The following is a 14,963-nucleotide window of genomic DNA, read 5'->3' as shown; positions in this document are numbered from 1 at the left end:
GGCGGCAGAGCCCGGCGTGGCCGGTCTCAGGGGGTCGGACACGGACCCGGGACGCTGCCGCGCGCGAGGGCGGCGTGCGAGTGCCGTCCCATGAGGTGCTCCCCGTCGGGCCGGCGGGGTGTGCCGCCGGCGGTGCCGTGCGATGCGGACGAGCCGTGATCCGGTCGGGTGGGCAGCCGGTGGCTCTGCTCTTACTCTAGCGCAGGTCAAGTAATGGTAAACAGTCGGGCTTTTCTGCTCTCTTTGAGGGGATTTGTCCTCGGTGAGTCGAGTGCCGGATACGGGGCCGGCCTCTCCTGCGCCCCTCGCCGGGACCGGCAGCCCGGGCGAGGGCACGGTCCCGGCGCCGCCGCGTTGCTGGCATGATCGGGGGCATGGCTGAACGCGTTATCGCCGCGTGTGACGGGGCGTCGAAAGGAAATCCGGGGCCCGCAGCATGGGCCTGGGTCATTGCCGACAGTGCGGGAGCGCCGGTCCGCTGGGAGGCGGGACCGCTGGGCACGGCCACGAACAACGTGGCCGAACTGACCGCCCTGGAGAGCCTGCTGGCCGCGGTGGACCCGGGCGTCGAGATGGAGATCCGGATGGACTCCCAGTACGCGATGAAGGCGGTCACGACCTGGCTGCCCGGCTGGAAGCGCAAGGGCTGGAAGACATCGTCGGGCAAGCCGGTCGCGAACCGGGAACTCGTGGTGCGCATCGACGAGCTGCTCACCGGCCGCACCGTCGAGTTCCGTTACGTCCCCGCGCACCAGGTCGGCGGCGATCCGCTCAACGACTTCGCCGACCGGGCCGCCAGCCAGGCGGCGATCGTGCAGCAGGCGGCCGGCAGCGCGCTCGGCTCCCCGCAGCCGCCCGCCGCACCCGACAGCGTCCGTACCGGCGGCGCCCCCCGGCGTTCCTCCGGGGGATCCGCGAAGACCGGGGTCGCGGCGAAGCGCACGCCGGCACGCACACTGAACGCGAAGTTCCCCGGCCGCTGCCGGTGCGGCCGCTCCTACGCGACGGGCGAGCCCATCGCCAAGAACGCGGACGGCTGGGGCCACCCCGACTGCCGCACGGCGGAAACACCCCAGGGGTCGGGCCGGTAACGCCCCGGCCGGCCGTCGGCGCGGATCTGCCTCCTCCGTCTCCCCCTTCCCGCCCGGATCAGCCGGCGGGGGAGTAGGAGTAGACGGTCGTGGACACCACGCAGGCGCCCGGCTGGACCACCTCGGCCCGCAGCGCCGCCGTCCCGGGGTCGTAGTCGACACCCTCGGACTCGAAGGTGCCGGAACAGATGCTGCGCCGGGGGAGCTGGAGCAGCGTCGTCACCCGTCCGGTGACCGCGCTCCCGTCGAGGGCGTGCTCCAGATCGACCTGGAGCAGGTCCTTGGCCTCGTCGTCCGAGACACACACGAGCCGGGTGTCCGAGACGAAGTCGCAGCCCTGGATGTCGCTCACCGTGCGGTCCAGCGAGATCTGTCCGGCCTGCGCGAGCACTCCGCCCGTGGGCGGGGTGGACGGATTGAGAAGTGGGGCAGGGAAGACCTGGAGGCGGTCCTGGTCCCCCCACTCCCCGGAGACCATCCACCGCGTGTCCGGGGAGACCGCGGCGAAGGAGTTGTTGAGCTTCTCGCCCGGGTCGAGCCGGTGGACGTACTCGTACCGCTTCCCGCCCGGGGTCGTCACCGTGTACATCTTGGACGTCGCGTCGTCACCGCCCTGGTAGGCGTCGAAGACATCGCCGTCCGCGATGTCCGGGTCGCCGACGTGGTTCCAGCCCTTGACGCGGAGGGCGAGCGGCACCGACGCGAGCCCGCGGAAGAGCAGAGAGCCGTCCGCCCGGCTCGCGATGCCCTCGCCGCCGGTCAGGGACCCGGTGGAGGAGGTGCCCGACGCGGTCCATCCGCCCGGGGACGCGCTCGCACTCGGCAGGAAGGCGGCGGAGAGCGCCAGGGCGCCTGTCAGGACAGCGGCAACGCGGAGCGTCTTGAGGGGCACTGATTCTCCGTCGGGTCGGCAGCGGGAGGCGAAGCGTAGTGCGGATGGCTGTCCATCCGCACCTCCGCTGCGCCGCAGGTGTCCGCCGGGTGGCCGGAATGTGCCGGGTGCCGTCAGTCGGCGGGCCCCGCCTCCCAGGTGACCAGCGGTGGCCGCACCGCTCCGCAGAGCGGCTGCCCCGCGGCGTCGGTGAGCCGCAGTCTGGCGGTGAGCCGGCCCGACCGTACGGCCGCTTCGAGGACTTCGGGACCGACGGCGTCCAGCATGAGTTTGGCCCGGCGGAACATGGTGGCCGTGCCGTCCGGACCCGCAGTGGTCCAGGACAGATAGACGAAGCGCCCGCCGAAGCGGTCCTGGATGTACGGACCGGAGACGAGAGGGCCGTCCGCTCCCGGGGCGGTCGTGCACTCCAGCGTCCACCGCGCCGACGGCAGATCCCCGGCGTGCGCCCCGGCCACCTCCCCGGGCCGGTCCTTGGCCTGCACGCCGACATGGATGTCGACGGCGTCGGCGAAGGCGGGACTGGTGCGGCCGGGGAGGCCGGAGGCTTCGATACGGATCTGCATACGCCCATTGTCCCGGGTCGGGGCGTGCGGCAGATCGGCACACGCTCGTTCCGTGTTCTTCACCCGCCGGACCGGCGGCCATGGCAGTGTCCTGTGATCCGTACATGACACCAATCACGTGCCACGGCACGGCAGTTGGAGAGGACACCCCCCACATGTCCCGTCTTACAGCGACGAGATGGATGACCGCCGCGGCCCTCGCGGTGGCCGCCGCGCTGAGCGCGGCGCCCCCCGCCCCCGCGGCTGCCCACCCGGCCCCCGGCCCGGCGGCAGCCCGGGTCCTGGACGACGCGTACTACGCGGACGCCGAGGGCAAGTCCGGAGCGGCTCTCAAGAGTGCGCTCCACACGATCATCAGCAAGCAGTCGACGGTCACCTACGCCCAGGTCTGGGACGCGCTGACGGTGACCGATCAGGACCCGGCCAACTCCTCCGACGTGATCGAGCTCTACACCGGGAAGTCCGTACCCAAGTCCAGCAGCGGCGGCGATGTGGGGGACTGGAACCGCGAACACGTGTGGGCCAAGTCGCACGGTGACTTCGGCACGGCCACCGGCCCCGGCACCGACCTGCACCATCTGCGGCCGTCGGACGTCTCCGTGAACGGCATACGCGGGAACAAGGACTTCGACAACGGCGGCACGGCGGTCTCCGGGGCACCGGGCAACTACACCGACGGGGACTCCTTCGAGCCGCGTGACGCGGTCAAGGGGGACGTCGCCCGCATGGTCCTCTACATGGCCGTGCGGTACGACGGCGGGGACGGGTTCCCCGACCTCGAACCGAACGACAAGGTCGACAACGGATCCGCCCCGGCCATCGGCCGGATCAGCGTGCTCAAGCAGTGGAGCGACGAGGATCCGCCCGACGCCTTCGAGGAGCACCGCAACGACGTGATCTACAGCGACTACCAGCACAACCGCAACCCGTTCATCGACCACCCCGAGTGGGTCGACTCGATCTGGTGACGGGAGCCGCGCGGGGGCGGCCCGGCCCGCCCCCGCCGGACCGCCTCCGGACGATCAGCCGGTCTCCTCGCCTTCCGCCTTCGAGGTGTGGGCGATGCACTCGACATCGATCTGGTCCGCGAGCTTCGCCAGCTCGATGGTGAGAGCGGCCACGGTGTCCTCGTCGGCGTTGGACGCGTCGTCGCGCACCGCCTGGAGCCAGCCCGCGCCGAGCGTCCGCAGCATGTGGCTCACATCGGCGGCTGCGACATGCAGCACCCCCTGCTCGTCGGGGACCAGGGCCAGCATGACGTCACGGTTCAAATCTCTCGGCCTCCAGTGTCTGCGGAATGCTCCGCGCTGCGACTCTAATGACACCTGAAGCCCCCGCGCGGGACATGACGTCCACGCCACCGGCGACCGGGCGACGCACCAGGTATCTGTGTCGTCGTCTCGTGTTCCCGCTTCCGGCCGGTGCCACTCCGCCCGCGCGGCACGCGCAGGGGCGAGCACCCGCCGGGGCTCACCGCCGTTCGGCGCGGCGGCGCCGGATGACGGCGATGTCGACGGCCGACACGGCGGTGAACAGGGCACAGACGCCGGCGAGAACCACCAGAACGGCCGTATCCGGTGAGCCCGCGGGGCCGGTGGAGACCGCCCACAGGGCAAGGAGCGCGGCCCCGGCGGCGAACAGCGGCAGGGCGACAGCGGACAGCACCAGCCTGGCACCGAGGGCGCTGTGGGCGGTCAGCGGTTCGGTCCCGGTCCTGGTCCGCCTGTGACCGGGGAACACCGAGTGGGGGTGTGGGACGGGTCCGCCACCACGCGGGCCCACCACGGCACGGTGGGACATGAGGAATCCCCTTCCCGGCTGCGGCCGCCGGGGACGCGGGCGGCCGCGCACCTGAATCGCACGGATCCTGCACCACCCAGTGTGCTCCGCCCGCGCCGCTGCCGGCCCGGAGCCCGGCGGGACAGCCCCGGCCGCCCGCGGGACAGCCCTTACCTAGCGGATGCGCCCCACCCCGGCGTAGATCCCGCTGCCCTCGGGCTCCGGGGCGTCCGTGTCCTTGAACCACTCGGGCGCGGTCACCAGACCGGGCTCGACGAGATCGAGCCCGTCGAAGAAGCGTCCGACCCCGGCGCGGGTGCGGAAGCCGAGCTGGATACCGCCCTTCGCGTACTGCGCCGTGACCATGGCCACCAGCTCGGGGTACAGGTCCGACGCGGCATGGGACATCACCAGGCAGCTGCCCGGCGCCAGCGTCTCCACCAGCGTGCCGACGATGCCGTACGGGTCCTGGCTGTCGGGGACGAAGTGCATCAGCGCGATGAGCGAGAGCGCGATCGGCCGGTCGAAGTCCAGGAACTTCCTGGCGTGGTCGATGATCGCCCGTGGCTCGCGCACATCTGCCTGGATGTAGTCGGTCTCACCCTCCGCACTGCTGACGAGCAGGGCTTCCGCGTGCCGCAGGACGATGGGGTCGTAGTCCGTATAGACGATCCGCGCCGACGGCACGGTCCGCTGGACGATCTGGTGCAGGTTCGGCTGCGTGGGAATGCCGGTGCCTATGTCCAGGAACTGGTCGATGCCGCTGCTCGCGAGCCAGGCGGCGGCACGGTTCATGAAGGCCCTGTTCTGCCGGGCGGCGTCCTTCGCCTCGCCCGGAAGGCTCTCGCCGACCTCCTGGTCGACGGGGTAGTTGTCCTTGCCGCCCAGCAGCCAGTCGTAGACCCGCGCGGGGTGCGGCTTGCTCGTGTCGATCCGGGGGGCGGGTGCGGCTGCCGTCATGGCGGGCTCCGTTGCGCGAGGAGTGGACGGGGCGGGCCGCTGGACGAGGCCCGGTACGGGTGACTGCCGTGCTGTCCGCATCCCACCGCACCACGGCCGACCAGCGCCTTGTCGGCGCAGTCTGCCACAGCAACTCGGCACGCAGCACATGGCGTTGACCGGTCTCCTCCGCGGCCTGCCGGTGACCGGGCGGCGGGACCTGGACGGGGCCGCGCCCGGAGCTCCGCAGGCCGCCGCGGGCCGTGTCGTCAGGCCGCCGGGGGCCGGCGGATCCCTGTGAGCCTGCCGTGGCCGGAGCGGGCACCGGCGGGCCGCGGGACCTGTGGCCTGGGGCTCAGGAGTGGACGTGACAGGATGGCTCCATGCCTAACAACGTTTTCTTCGACATCACCATTCAGGGCGAGGACGCCGGAAGGATCGTCTTCGAGCTCTTCGACAGCGTCGTTCCCAAGACCACGCAGAACTTCCGCGAGCTCGCCACCGGCGAGAAGGGCTTCGGCTACGCGGGCTCGGGCTTCCACCGTGTCATCCCGGAGTTCATGCTCCAGGGCGGTGACTTCACCCGCGGCGACGGCACCGGCGGCAAGAGCATCTACGGCGAGAAGTTCGCCGACGAGAACTTCACGCTGAAGCACGAGCGGCCGTACCTGCTGTCGATGGCCAACGCCGGCCCGAACACCAACGGCTCCCAGTTCTTCATCACCACGGTGAAGACCCCGTGGCTGGACGGCAAGCACGTCGTCTTCGGCGAGGTCGTCGAGGGCCAGGAGCTCGTGAAGAAGATCGAGTCGCTCGGCTCCCGCTCCGGCGGCACCAGCGCGAAGATCGTCATCGCTGCTTCCGGAGTCGTCGAGAAGTAACCCCGGACCCTTCCGGGCACCGCCCGGGCCTTCAGGGTCGTCTCCGCGGCCGCCGCTCCGGCGAGCGGCCGCGGAACCCCTGGGCCCGGCCCGCGGGGGCCGCGCCCAGGGGGTTCAGCTGCCAGGCGCGGCCAGGACCCGGGCCCGGCAGTCGGACGGGGAGCCCCAGGCCGAGCGCAAGGCGCGGGCCTTGCGGATCCACAGCGACAGGTCGTACTCGGCGGTGTAGCCGATGGCGCCGTGCAGCTGCAGTGCGGTACGGGCCGCCGCGTACGCCGCCTCTCCCGCAGCCACCTTCGCGGCAGCCACCTCGGCCCCGGCGTCCGGCGACCTTCCGGCCAGGGCCACCGCCGCGCCGTGGAGCAGCGGCCTCGCGAACTCCAGCCCGGTCAGCGCGTCGGCGAGCCGGTGCTTCACCGCCTGGAAGGCGCCGATCGTGGTGGAGAACTGCGTGCGCTGCTTCGCATAGGCGACGGTCCGCTCGACCAGCGCCGCCCCGACTCCCAGCGCCTGCGCCGCAGTGGCGAAGGCCGCCCAGTCGGCGGCCGTACGGGCCGCTTCGCCGACCTCGGGGCCCGAGGCCAGCGGGACCCCGCCGGCGATGTGCGGGACCGCGAGACGCCGGGCCGGATCGAGTGAGGGCTGGACGGCGCCGTGTCCGGACGCCGTGTGCAGCTCGGCCCGGTCCTGTCCCGTTCCCCCCGGGCCCGGCACCACGAAGGTCACATCGGCGGTGTCCATGTCCAGGGCGTACGGGCCGCCGGCCGGCAGGGCAAGCGACACCATGGCCCGGCCCGATGCGATCCGCGGCAGCCAGCGGTCGGCGGCGGCCGTCCCGGCGCACTGTGCCGGACCGCCGAGCAGGACTCCCGCCGCCACGGTCTCCACCAGCGGCCCCGGCACCGCGTGCCGCCCCAGCTCCACGAACGCCACCGCGAGCTCGACGGGCAGCGACCCCATGCCCTCGTACTCCTGCGGTACGGCGAGGGCGAAGACCCCCGTGTCGGCGACCCGCTTCCACAGGGCCCGGCCCGGCCCGGTGTCGCCCGCGCTCCAGGCCCGCACCGCCGCAGGGGTGCCGGCCGCGGTGAGCATACGGTCCAGGGTGCGGCCGAACTCGGTCTGCTCGTCGTCCAGCAGGAATCTCATGCCCGGCGTCCCTTCGGCAGGCCCAGCAGCCGCTCGGCGATGATGTCGCGCTGGATCTCGTTGGTGCCCGCGTAGATGGGGCCGGCCAGCGAGAAGGTGTAGCCGTCGGCCCAGCTGCCTCCGGCGGGAGCGTCCGCGGCCTCGTCGGCGAGTTCGCCCCGGGGGCCGAGCAGGTCGAGTGCCGTCTCGTGCAGGCTGATGTCCAGCTCCGACCAGAAGACCTTGTTGAGACTGGACTCGGCTCCGATGGACCCGCCCGCCGCGATCCGTGAGGCGTTGGCGTAGGTGAACAGCTGATAGGCGCGGGAGCGGATCACCGCGTCGGCGACCCGGTCGCGCAGAGCGGTGTCGCCCGGGTCCGCCTCGGTGCGCCACAGCGCCGTGAGCCGGTCGGCGGCTGCGGTGAAGCGCCCTGGGCTGCGCAGGGTCAGACCGCGTTCGTTGCCCGCGGTGCTCATCGCGACCTGCCAGCCGCGGCCCGGCTCCCCGATGACGTCCGCGTCGGGCACGAAGACGTCGTCGAGGAAGAGCTCGGCGAAGGCGGGCTTGCCGTCCAGCCGCCCGACGGGCCGTACGGTCACGCCATCGGCGTCGAGCGGGAACATCAGATAGGTGAGGCCGCGGTGCGGCCGGTCGGCTTCCGGGTCGCTGCGGAAGAGCCCGAAGGCGCGGTCGGCGAATGCGGCCCGCGACGACCAGGCCTTCTGACCGTTGAGCAGCCACCCGTCCGTCGTCCGGGTCGCGGTGGAACGCAGCGAGGCCAGGTCCGAGCCGGACTCCGGTTCGGACCACGCCTGCGCCCAGATCACCTCACCGCTCGCCATGGCCGGCAGGATCCGGCCGCACTGTTCGGGGCTGCCGTGCTCGAACAGGGTGGGGGCGAGGAGGTTGATGCCGTTCTGGCTGACGCGGCCCGGTGCGCCCGCCGCGAAGTACTCCTCCTCGAAGATCAGCCACTGCAGGACCGACGCGTCCCTGCCGCCGTGCCGGGCGGGCCAGGAGACCACCGACCAGCGGTCGTCCGACAGGGTGCGCTCCCACGCGCGGTGCGCGGCGAAGCCGTCGGCCGTCTCCAGGGAGGGCAGGGGTGCGACGGGGACGTGTGCGGCGAGCCAGTCGCGCGCCTCGGCGCGGAAGGCGTCCTCGGCGGCGGTGAAGTCCAGATCCATCAGCGTCCCGCTTTCTTCATCGCACCGATGTCCATACCGCCGAGCGGGTCCGCCGCCGTCTCGGCGTTGTGCGCGTGAGCGAGGTGGTGGAGGCCGAACACCGAGTCCAGACCGCTGTGCAGACCCTGCAGGTCCTCGGCCTGGTTGACCGCACGCTTGGTCAGGGCCAGCCCCATCCGGGGCATCCCGGCGATACGGGTGGCGAGCTCACGGGTGGCACCGGCCAGCTCGGCGCCGGGCACGACCCGGTTGACCATCCCGACCTCGTAGGCCCGCCGGGCGCTCATCCGGTCGCCGGTGAAGAGGAACTCCTTCGCGATGCGCGGGGGCATCACCCACGGATGGGCGAAGTACTCGACGCCTGGGATCCCCATCCGTACGACCGGGTCCGCGAAGAAGGCGTCGTCGGAGGCGACGATCAGGTCGCAGACCCAGGCGAGCATCAGCCCGCCCGCCACACACGCGCCCTGCACGGAGGCGATCAGTGGCTTCGGCAGCTCGCGCCACCGCCGGCACATGCCCAGGTAGACCTCGGACTCCCGGGCGAACCGGCTCTCGGCACCCGTCTTGTCCGAGTGGTCCCACCACAGTCCCGCGGTGCGGTCGAAGGGGAGGTGCGCATCGCGCTCGGGGGTCCCGATGTCGTGGCCCGCGGAGAAGTGCCGGCCCGCGCCCGCAAGGACGACGGCCTTGACCTCGTCGTCGTCGGCGGCGCGGTAGAAGGCGCGGTCGAGTGCGTAGGTCATCGCGGAGTTCTGGGCGTTGCGGTAGTCCGGGCGGTTCATGGTGATGAGGGCGACAGGGCCCTGCCGCTCGTAGCGGACCACGGGCTCTGCATGGTCGGCGGTCATCGGCGACTCCTTCCCTAACAAGTGTTTGGTAGGTTAACGTACGGCCATGAGCAGCGTCGAGGAATCCGGCACCGGGCCCGCCCGGCCGCGGACCGCATCGCGAGGTGGACATCCGTGAACAAGCCCCCGCAGTACCTCCCCGGGCACCAGCTGCTCGACGGCCGTACCGCGGTGATCACCGCGGCGGCCGGGGCGGGGATCGGCGGCGCCACCGCTCGCCGGTTCCTGGAGGAGGGCGCCCGTGTCGTCCTCGGTGACAGCCACGCCCGCCGCCTCGGCGAGACCGTCCGGACACTCGCGGACGAGTTCGGCGCCGGCCGGGTCACCGGCACCGCCTGCGACGTCACCGACGAGGAGCAGATCGGTGCGCTCTTCGACCTGGCGCAGGAGCGGCACGGCCGGCTCGACCTCGTCGTCAACAACGCGGGGCTGGGCGGAACCGCCGAGCTGACCGAGATGACCGACGCGCAGTGGGACAAGGTCATCGACGTCACTCTGAACGGGACCTTCCGGTGCACCCGCGCCGCACTGCGCCGGATGAAGGCAGCCGGCGGCGGAGGGGTCGTCGTCAACAACGCCTCCGTCGTCGGATGGCGTGCCCAGCGGGGGCAGGCGCACTACGCGGCTGCGAAGGCCGGTGTCATGGCCCTCACCCGCTGCGCCGCCGTGGAGGCCGCCGCGTACGGCGTACGTGTCAACGCGGTCTCGCCCAGCCTGGCCATGCACCCGCACCTGGTGAAGGTCACCACTCCCGAGCTGCTCGAACAGCTCACCGAGGCCGAGGCCTTCGGCCGGTACGCGGAGCCCTGGGAGATCGCCAATGTCATCGTCTTCCTGGCCAGCGGCTACTCCTCGTACATGACCGGCGAGACCGTGTCGGTCAGCAGTCAGCACGCGTGAGCGGGGAACGACAATGGGTCTGTGCCTACCCCCAAGAATGCGCCCGCCGCCAAGAACATGCCCGCCGCCACGAGAGCTCCCGCGGCGAAGAAGAGCGCGATGAGCCCCTCGCCTGAGCGGCGCAGCGAGCTGCTCGCCACCGCTGCCGAGGTGTTCGCAGCCCAGGGCTACAACGCCACCACCGTGCGCAAGATCGCGGACGAGGCCGGGATCCTGGCCGGCAGCCTCTACTACCACTTCGACTCCAAGGAGTCGATGCTCGATGAAATCCTGACCACGTTCCTGGACGAGCTGTGGGCCGGGTACGACTCCGTACTCGCCTCCGGCCTCGGCCCCAGGGAGACCATCGAAGCCCTTGTCACCGAGTCCTTCCGGGAGATCGACCGCCACCGTGCCGCGGTCGCCATCTACCAGAAGGAGTCCAGGTACCTCTCGCTGCAGCCGCGCTTCGGCTATCTCGCCGACTCGCAGGAGAAGTACGAGAAGGCCTGGCTCGGAACGCTCGAACGCGGGGTCTCCGAAGGGGCCTTCCGCGGCGACCTCGACGTCCGCCTCACCTACCGCTTCGTGCGGGACACCGTCTGGGTCGCCGCGAGCTGGTACCGGCCGGGCGGACAGCACAGCCCGGAGGAGATCGCCCGCCAGTACCTCGCGATGGTGCTTGAGGGCATCGCGTCCGGGCCCCACCAGCACTCGTAGACCGGCCGCCCCCCACCGGGCGGCCGGCACCACCAGGTTCCCCATGGAGGAGCAGTCATGGCCGAGGCCTACATCGTCGAAGCGGTACGCACCCCGGTCGGACGGCGCAAGGGCGGGCTCAGCACCGTCCACCCGGCCGACCTCGGCGCGCATGTGCTCAGGGCGCTCGTGGAGCGCTCCGGTATCGACCCGTCCGCCGTCGAGGACGTCGTCCTCGGCTGCCTGGACACGGTCGGCCCGCAGGCCGGGGACATCGCCCGGACGAGCTGGCTGGCCGCCGGGCTCCCCGAGGAGGTGCCCGGGGTGACCGTCGACCGGCAGTGCGGCTCCTCCCAGCAGGCCGTGCACTTCGCCGCCCAGGGAGTGCTCTCCGGCACCCAGGACCTCGTGGTCGCGGGCGGCACCCAGAACATGTCGATGATCCCGATCGCCTTCGCCAGCCGGCAGGCCGCCGAGCCGCTCGGGCTGACCGAAGGGCCGTACGCGGGATCGCGGGGGTGGCGGGCGCGCTACGGTGACCGGCCCGTCAACCAGTTCCACGGCGCCGAACTGATCGCCGAAAAGTGGGGCATCTCCCGTACCGACATGGAGGAGTTCGCGCTCCGCTCGCACCAGCGCGCGATCCGGGCCATCGACGAGGGGCGCTTCGCGCGTGAGACCGTCGCCCATGGCGAGGTGACCACCGACGAGGGGCCGCGCAGGGACACCTCGCTGGAGAAGATGGCCTCTCTGAAACCCGTCGTGGACGGCGGCCGGCTCACCGCGGGCGTCTCGTCCCAGGTCTCCGACGGTGCGTCGGCCATGCTGCTCGCGTCCGAACGGGCCGTACGCGAACACGGGCTGACGCCGCGCGCCCGTATCCACCATCTCTCGGTGCGCGGCGAGGACCCCATCCGGATGCTGTCCGCGCCGATCCCGGCCACGGCGTACGCGCTGAAGAAGGCGGGCATGTCCATCGACGACATCGACCTGGTCGAGATCAACGAGGCGTTCGCCCCGGTGGTGCTGGCCTGGCTGAAGGAGACCGGCGCGGACCCGGAGAAGGTCAATGTCAACGGCGGCGCCATCGCGCTGGGCCACCCGCTCGGAGCGACCGGGACCAAGCTGATGACGACCCTCCTGCACGAACTGGAGCGCACCGGCGGGCGCTACGGCCTCCAGACCATGTGCGAGGGCGGCGGCCAGGCCAACGTCACCATCATCGAGCGCCTCTGACGCCGTGGAGACGGACGACGGCCGTGCGGCCCCGGCATCCGCGGATGCCGGGGCCGCACGGCCGCCGGCCGGTCCGGCGTCTCAGCCGGTCCCGGCAGCCGCCTGCGGGACGGCCGCCGCCGCTTCCAGCGCCGCCAGCGAGCGCAGGGTGTCCCGCGCCTCCGACATGACGCGGGCGACGAGTTCCGCGCAGGACGGCAGATCATCGATCAGGCCGGCCACCTGTCCTGATGCCATCACGCCCAGATCGGGGCGGCCGTCCACCATGGACGCCTTGAGCATCATCGGTGTGTTGGCCGCCAGCAGCACCTGGCTCCAGGTCAGGTCCTTCCCGTGCTTCATGGCCAGGCCGTCGCGGACCATCCCGGCCCAGCCGAGGCCGGAGTGCGCCTTGAAACCGGCTGCGTGCCGCAGTGCCCGCAGCAGGGCAGCGGCCCGCCCCGAGCGTTCCAGTGAGGCGACGAGAGGGGTGCGGAGCATCCGGTGCGGCAGCCCGTCGACCTTGGTGGTGACGGTGATGTCCCTGACGCCCGCCGCGAGATACTCCGCCTTCACGGCGTCCGGCACCGTACTGTCCGACGTGAGCAGGAAGCGGGTGCCCATCGCGATGCCGGCCGCGCCCTGGGCGAGGGCCGCCACCAGGCCGCGGCCGTCACGGAAACCGCCCGCGGCGATGACCGGGATGTCCACCGCGTCGACGACCTGCGGAAGCAGCACGGTGGTGGCGACCTCGCCGGTGTGCCCGCCGCCCTCGCCGCCCTGCACGATGACCGCGTCGGCGCCCCACGCGGCCACCTTCTCGGCGTGCCGGCGCGCACCGATCGACGGGATGACGACGACGCCCGCTTCCTTCAGACGTCCGATCAGCGCCTCGGAGGGCGCGAGCGCGAAGGATGCCACCCGTACGCCCTCCGCGATGATGAGGTCCACCCGCTCCCCGGCGTCGCCCGCGTCGGCGCGGAGATTGACGCCGAAGGGCTGCTCCGTACGGGACTTGACCTCCCGCACCGCCGCGCGCAATTGCTCCACAGTCATGGTCGCGGAGGCCAGGATGCCCAGCGCCCCTGCGTTGGCCGATGCCGACACCAGACGGGGGCCCGCGACCCACCCCATGCCGGTCTGCACGATCGGATGGCGTACGCCGGCCAGCTCGGTGAGCGGGGTGGACAGCGTGGCGCACGGACCGGCGCCGGGCCCGGTCATGCCCGCACCTCGCGGTCCCGCAGCCCGTTGGGGTCGATGACCGTACGGATCAGCCGGAGTTCCTCCGCGCTCGGTTCGCGGGTACGGGGGACGTCGTCGGCGATGGCGAGCGGGAACCCGGTGGCCTCGCGCACCCGTTGCGCGCTCACCCCCGGGTGCAGCGAGCGGACGCGCAGTGTCCCGTCCGGCGTCTCGAAGTCCAGCACGGCCAGATCGGTGACGACCCGGCGGAGCTGGTGGAAGCGGGTCGCCGAAGGGCCCGCGGCGGCGGCGCGGTCATGGCCGACGCCGCTGACCATGTCGACCTTGTCGACGAAGACCCGGGCCGAGTGCCGGGGCACCCAGTAACTCGTCGGGTTGTTGATGGTGTTGACCGGGGCACCTCGTACCCCGAGCAGCTGTCTGGCGGGCTGCTTCCAGTCTCCGATGCAGCTGATGTTCTGGTTCCCGTACCGGTCCAGCTGGCTGGCGCCCATCATCACGTGGCGCTTGCCGCCGGTCACCATGGCCAGGTGCCGCCGGTACGGCAGCCAGCCCTCGACGACCTCGGCCGCGGCGCCGATGGCGGGGACGTCGCCGATCACCAGGGCCTCGCCGTCGGTGAGCAGCAGGCCGGGGGAGAAGGTCAGCCGGGCGAGCCTGGCACCGGCGGAAGGTACGGTGCCCATCGGGCTGGCCAGGATCTCGCCGTCGCCGCGCCATGCCTCGGCGCAGGCGATGACGCAGTACTCGGCGCGGGTGACATCGGTCCCCGTCCCTGTGGTGGCGTCCTGTGTGGTCATGCGTCCTCCCCGGCGAACGCCGCGACCGCGGCCTGATAGGTGTCCTCGTCCCCGGAGAGGAAGCGCGCGGTGAACTCCCGCCAGGCCGCCGGGTCCGCCGCGGCCTTCGCGTACGCCGCCTGGAACGGCTCGTCCCGCCCGTAGTCGGGCACGCAGGACGTGAAGTGGGCGCCGTTCGGTGTCTCGACGACCCCGGTCACCGACTGCCGTCCGACCAGCAGGGTCTGCGGCGGGCCCGCAGCGGCGAACTCCGTGCTCGGCACGATGCGTTCGCAGGAGACGTAGGCGTCGGTGGCCGCGTCGCAGAAGAGGTCGTCGAAGTACGGATCGGGGCCCAGGTACTGGGCGTTGCCCCGCGCGTCGGCCCGGTTGAGGTGGACGAGCGCGGCGTCCATCCGCAGTGCGGGCACCGCCACCAGCTCCTCGCCGTCCGGGTAGGGCGAAGTCACCGTCCGCAGCTCGGGGTTGACCCGCATCACGTCCGAGCCGAGGCCGGCCCGTACCGGCAGGAACGGCAGCCGGTGGGTGGCGGCGGTCAGCCCCCACATGAACATCGCCTCGTCCAGCTCGGTCAGTTCGAAGTCCCCGCGCTGGCGTGCCGCACGGAAGTGCGGTTCCAGCGGAATGGAGTCGAGCGTGGCGAAGGCGGCCACCAGTTTGCGGATCTTCCCGGCGGCGGCCAGCAGGCCCACATCGGGGCCGCCGTACGAGATGACGGTCAGGTCGGTGACGTCCGACCGCAGCAGGGCCCGGACGAGCGCCATCGGCTTGCGCCGCGAGCCCCAGCCGCCGATCCCGATCGTCATCCCGCTGCGCAGCCGGCCGGCGACCTCGTCCGGCGTCATGA

At 72.0% G+C, this 14,963-nt stretch carries 17 protein-coding genes; 6 read left to right on the top strand and 11 right to left on the bottom strand.

What is annotated here, in order from left to right; all coding sequences use genetic code 11:
• Positions 1-362: 362 nt before the first annotated feature.
• A complete protein-coding gene (locus tag OG917_RS02915; RefSeq protein WP_328315914.1) occupies positions 363-1,091 on the top strand; it encodes a ribonuclease H family protein in 729 nt (242 codons plus the stop codon).
• A 58-nt stretch (positions 1,092-1,149) separates the two neighbouring features.
• Here OG917_RS02915 and OG917_RS02910 read toward each other — a convergent pair whose 3' ends face one another.
• Positions 1,150-1,983 carry a hypothetical protein gene (locus OG917_RS02910; protein ID WP_443058900.1) on the bottom strand — a complete coding sequence of 278 codons (834 nt, stop codon included), beginning with the start codon at positions 1,981-1,983 and terminating at the stop codon, positions 1,150-1,152.
• Positions 1,984-2,096: 113 nt separating this feature from the next.
• Positions 2,097-2,549 (bottom strand): DUF5990 family protein, encoded by a 453-nt coding sequence (locus tag OG917_RS02905; RefSeq protein WP_328315913.1) that lies wholly within the window; start codon positions 2,547-2,549, stop codon positions 2,097-2,099.
• Between the two features lie 155 nt (positions 2,550-2,704).
• Between OG917_RS02905 and OG917_RS02900 the strand changes: the two genes are divergently transcribed.
• Complete coding sequence (locus tag OG917_RS02900) at positions 2,705-3,517, top strand: endonuclease I family protein (RefSeq protein WP_328315912.1); 813 nt, start codon at positions 2,705-2,707, stop codon at positions 3,515-3,517.
• 54 nt (positions 3,518-3,571) lie between these two features.
• On the opposite strand, the gene OG917_RS02895 is transcribed toward OG917_RS02900, so the two are convergent.
• The 3 genes from OG917_RS02895 to OG917_RS02885 all read right to left on the bottom strand — a co-directional run bounded on the left by OG917_RS02895 (position 3,572) and on the right by OG917_RS02885 (position 5,288).
• Positions 3,572-3,820: a DUF6213 family protein gene (locus tag OG917_RS02895; RefSeq protein ID WP_328315911.1), complete on the bottom strand. Its 249-nt coding sequence runs from the start codon at positions 3,818-3,820 to the stop codon at positions 3,572-3,574.
• Between the two features lie 199 nt (positions 3,821-4,019).
• The gene (locus tag OG917_RS02890; protein ID WP_328315910.1) at positions 4,020-4,349 is read right to left on the bottom strand and encodes a hypothetical protein; all 330 of its coding nucleotides are present in this window, start codon (positions 4,347-4,349) and stop codon (positions 4,020-4,022) included.
• A 153-nt stretch (positions 4,350-4,502) separates the two neighbouring features.
• Complete coding sequence (locus tag OG917_RS02885; RefSeq protein ID WP_328315909.1) at positions 4,503-5,288, bottom strand: SAM-dependent methyltransferase; 786 nt, start codon at positions 5,286-5,288, stop codon at positions 4,503-4,505.
• Between the two features lie 362 nt (positions 5,289-5,650).
• On the opposite strand from OG917_RS02885, the gene OG917_RS02880 reads away from it, so the two are divergent.
• A complete protein-coding gene (locus OG917_RS02880; RefSeq protein WP_328315908.1) occupies positions 5,651-6,148 on the top strand; it encodes a peptidylprolyl isomerase in 498 nt (165 codons plus the stop codon).
• Between the two features lie 114 nt (positions 6,149-6,262).
• Here the strand turns inward: OG917_RS02880 and OG917_RS02875 are convergent, their stop codons facing one another.
• The 3 genes from OG917_RS02875 to OG917_RS02865 are packed head-to-tail and all read right to left on the bottom strand — an operon-like array spanning position 6,263 to position 9,317.
• Complete coding sequence (locus OG917_RS02875; protein WP_328315907.1) at positions 6,263-7,297, bottom strand: acyl-CoA dehydrogenase family protein; 1,035 nt, start codon at positions 7,295-7,297, stop codon at positions 6,263-6,265.
• Positions 7,294-8,466 carry an acyl-CoA dehydrogenase family protein gene (locus OG917_RS02870; protein ID WP_328315906.1) on the bottom strand — a complete coding sequence of 391 codons (1,173 nt, stop codon included), beginning with the start codon at positions 8,464-8,466 and terminating at the stop codon, positions 7,294-7,296. Before OG917_RS02870 ends, OG917_RS02875 begins: the two co-directional genes overlap by 4 nt.
• Complete coding sequence (locus OG917_RS02865; RefSeq protein ID WP_328315905.1) at positions 8,466-9,317, bottom strand: enoyl-CoA hydratase; 852 nt, start codon at positions 9,315-9,317, stop codon at positions 8,466-8,468. The genes OG917_RS02870 and OG917_RS02865 overlap by 1 nt, the downstream gene beginning before the upstream one ends.
• Positions 9,318-9,431: 114 nt before the next feature.
• Between OG917_RS02865 and OG917_RS02860 the strand changes: the two genes are divergently transcribed.
• From OG917_RS02860 to OG917_RS02850, 3 genes are all read left to right on the top strand, one after another.
• Positions 9,432-10,217, top strand: a complete 786-nt coding sequence (locus OG917_RS02860; RefSeq protein ID WP_328315904.1) for an SDR family oxidoreductase — start codon at positions 9,432-9,434, stop codon at positions 10,215-10,217.
• A gap of 99 nt (positions 10,218-10,316) precedes the next feature.
• A complete protein-coding gene (locus OG917_RS02855) occupies positions 10,317-10,916 on the top strand; it encodes a TetR/AcrR family transcriptional regulator (RefSeq protein WP_328321621.1) in 600 nt (199 codons plus the stop codon).
• Positions 10,917-10,973: 57 nt separating this feature from the next.
• On the top strand, positions 10,974-12,131 hold the full coding sequence (locus tag OG917_RS02850) for an acetyl-CoA C-acetyltransferase (protein WP_328315903.1): 1,158 nt from the start codon (positions 10,974-10,976) through the stop codon (positions 12,129-12,131).
• Between the two features lie 81 nt (positions 12,132-12,212).
• On the opposite strand, the gene OG917_RS02845 is transcribed toward OG917_RS02850, so the two are convergent.
• From OG917_RS02845 to OG917_RS02835, 3 genes are read right to left on the bottom strand one after another with little or no spacing between them, the layout of a single operon-like run.
• A complete protein-coding gene (locus OG917_RS02845) occupies positions 12,213-13,334 on the bottom strand; it encodes an NAD(P)H-dependent flavin oxidoreductase (RefSeq protein ID WP_328315902.1) in 1,122 nt (373 codons plus the stop codon).
• On the bottom strand, positions 13,331-14,116 hold the full coding sequence (locus OG917_RS02840) for a CoA-transferase subunit beta (RefSeq protein ID WP_328315901.1): 786 nt from the start codon (positions 14,114-14,116) through the stop codon (positions 13,331-13,333). Before OG917_RS02840 ends, OG917_RS02845 begins: the two co-directional genes overlap by 4 nt.
• Positions 14,113-14,961, bottom strand: coding sequence for a CoA transferase subunit A (locus OG917_RS02835; RefSeq protein ID WP_328321619.1), 849 nt, complete (start codon positions 14,959-14,961; stop codon positions 14,113-14,115). The genes OG917_RS02840 and OG917_RS02835 overlap by 4 nt, the downstream gene beginning before the upstream one ends.
• Positions 14,962-14,963: the final 2 nt, after the last annotated feature.

This window comes from Streptomyces sp. NBC_00388 (assembly GCF_036061255.1).
GTDB lineage: Bacteria > Actinomycetota > Actinomycetes > Streptomycetales > Streptomycetaceae > Streptomyces.
Note: the sequence above shows the minus strand (reverse complement) of the source record. Positions and strands in the feature narration are given on the sequence as shown.

Excerpts from the sequence above, each read along its gene's own strand:
- OG917_RS02855 (WP_328321621.1), top strand. The coding sequence starts at position 10,317 with ATGAGCCCCTCGCCTGAGCGGCGCAGCGAGCTGCTCGCCACCGCTGCC.
- OG917_RS02845 (WP_328315902.1), bottom strand. The coding sequence starts at position 13,334 with ATGACCGGGCCCGGCGCCGGTCCGTGCGCCACGCTGTCCACCCCGCTC.
- OG917_RS02880 (WP_328315908.1), top strand. The coding sequence starts at position 5,651 with ATGCCTAACAACGTTTTCTTCGACATCACCATTCAGGGCGAGGACGCC.
- OG917_RS02900 (WP_328315912.1), top strand. The coding sequence starts at position 2,705 with ATGTCCCGTCTTACAGCGACGAGATGGATGACCGCCGCGGCCCTCGCG.
- OG917_RS02865 (WP_328315905.1), bottom strand. The coding sequence starts at position 9,317 with ATGACCGCCGACCATGCAGAGCCCGTGGTCCGCTACGAGCGGCAGGGC.
- OG917_RS02840 (WP_328315901.1), bottom strand. The coding sequence starts at position 14,116 with ATGACCACACAGGACGCCACCACAGGGACGGGGACCGATGTCACCCGC.
- OG917_RS02890 (WP_328315910.1), bottom strand. The coding sequence starts at position 4,349 with ATGTCCCACCGTGCCGTGGTGGGCCCGCGTGGTGGCGGACCCGTCCCA.
- OG917_RS02905 (WP_328315913.1), bottom strand. The coding sequence starts at position 2,549 with ATGCAGATCCGTATCGAAGCCTCCGGCCTCCCCGGCCGCACCAGTCCC.
- OG917_RS02835 (WP_328321619.1), bottom strand. The coding sequence starts at position 14,961 with ATGACGCCGGACGAGGTCGCCGGCCGGCTGCGCAGCGGGATGACGATC.
- OG917_RS02885 (WP_328315909.1), bottom strand. The coding sequence starts at position 5,288 with ATGACGGCAGCCGCACCCGCCCCCCGGATCGACACGAGCAAGCCGCAC.
- OG917_RS02915 (WP_328315914.1), top strand. The coding sequence starts at position 363 with ATGATCGGGGGCATGGCTGAACGCGTTATCGCCGCGTGTGACGGGGCG.
- OG917_RS02875 (WP_328315907.1), bottom strand. The coding sequence starts at position 7,297 with ATGAGATTCCTGCTGGACGACGAGCAGACCGAGTTCGGCCGCACCCTG.
- OG917_RS02870 (WP_328315906.1), bottom strand. The coding sequence starts at position 8,466 with ATGGATCTGGACTTCACCGCCGCCGAGGACGCCTTCCGCGCCGAGGCG.
- OG917_RS02850 (WP_328315903.1), top strand. The coding sequence starts at position 10,974 with ATGGCCGAGGCCTACATCGTCGAAGCGGTACGCACCCCGGTCGGACGG.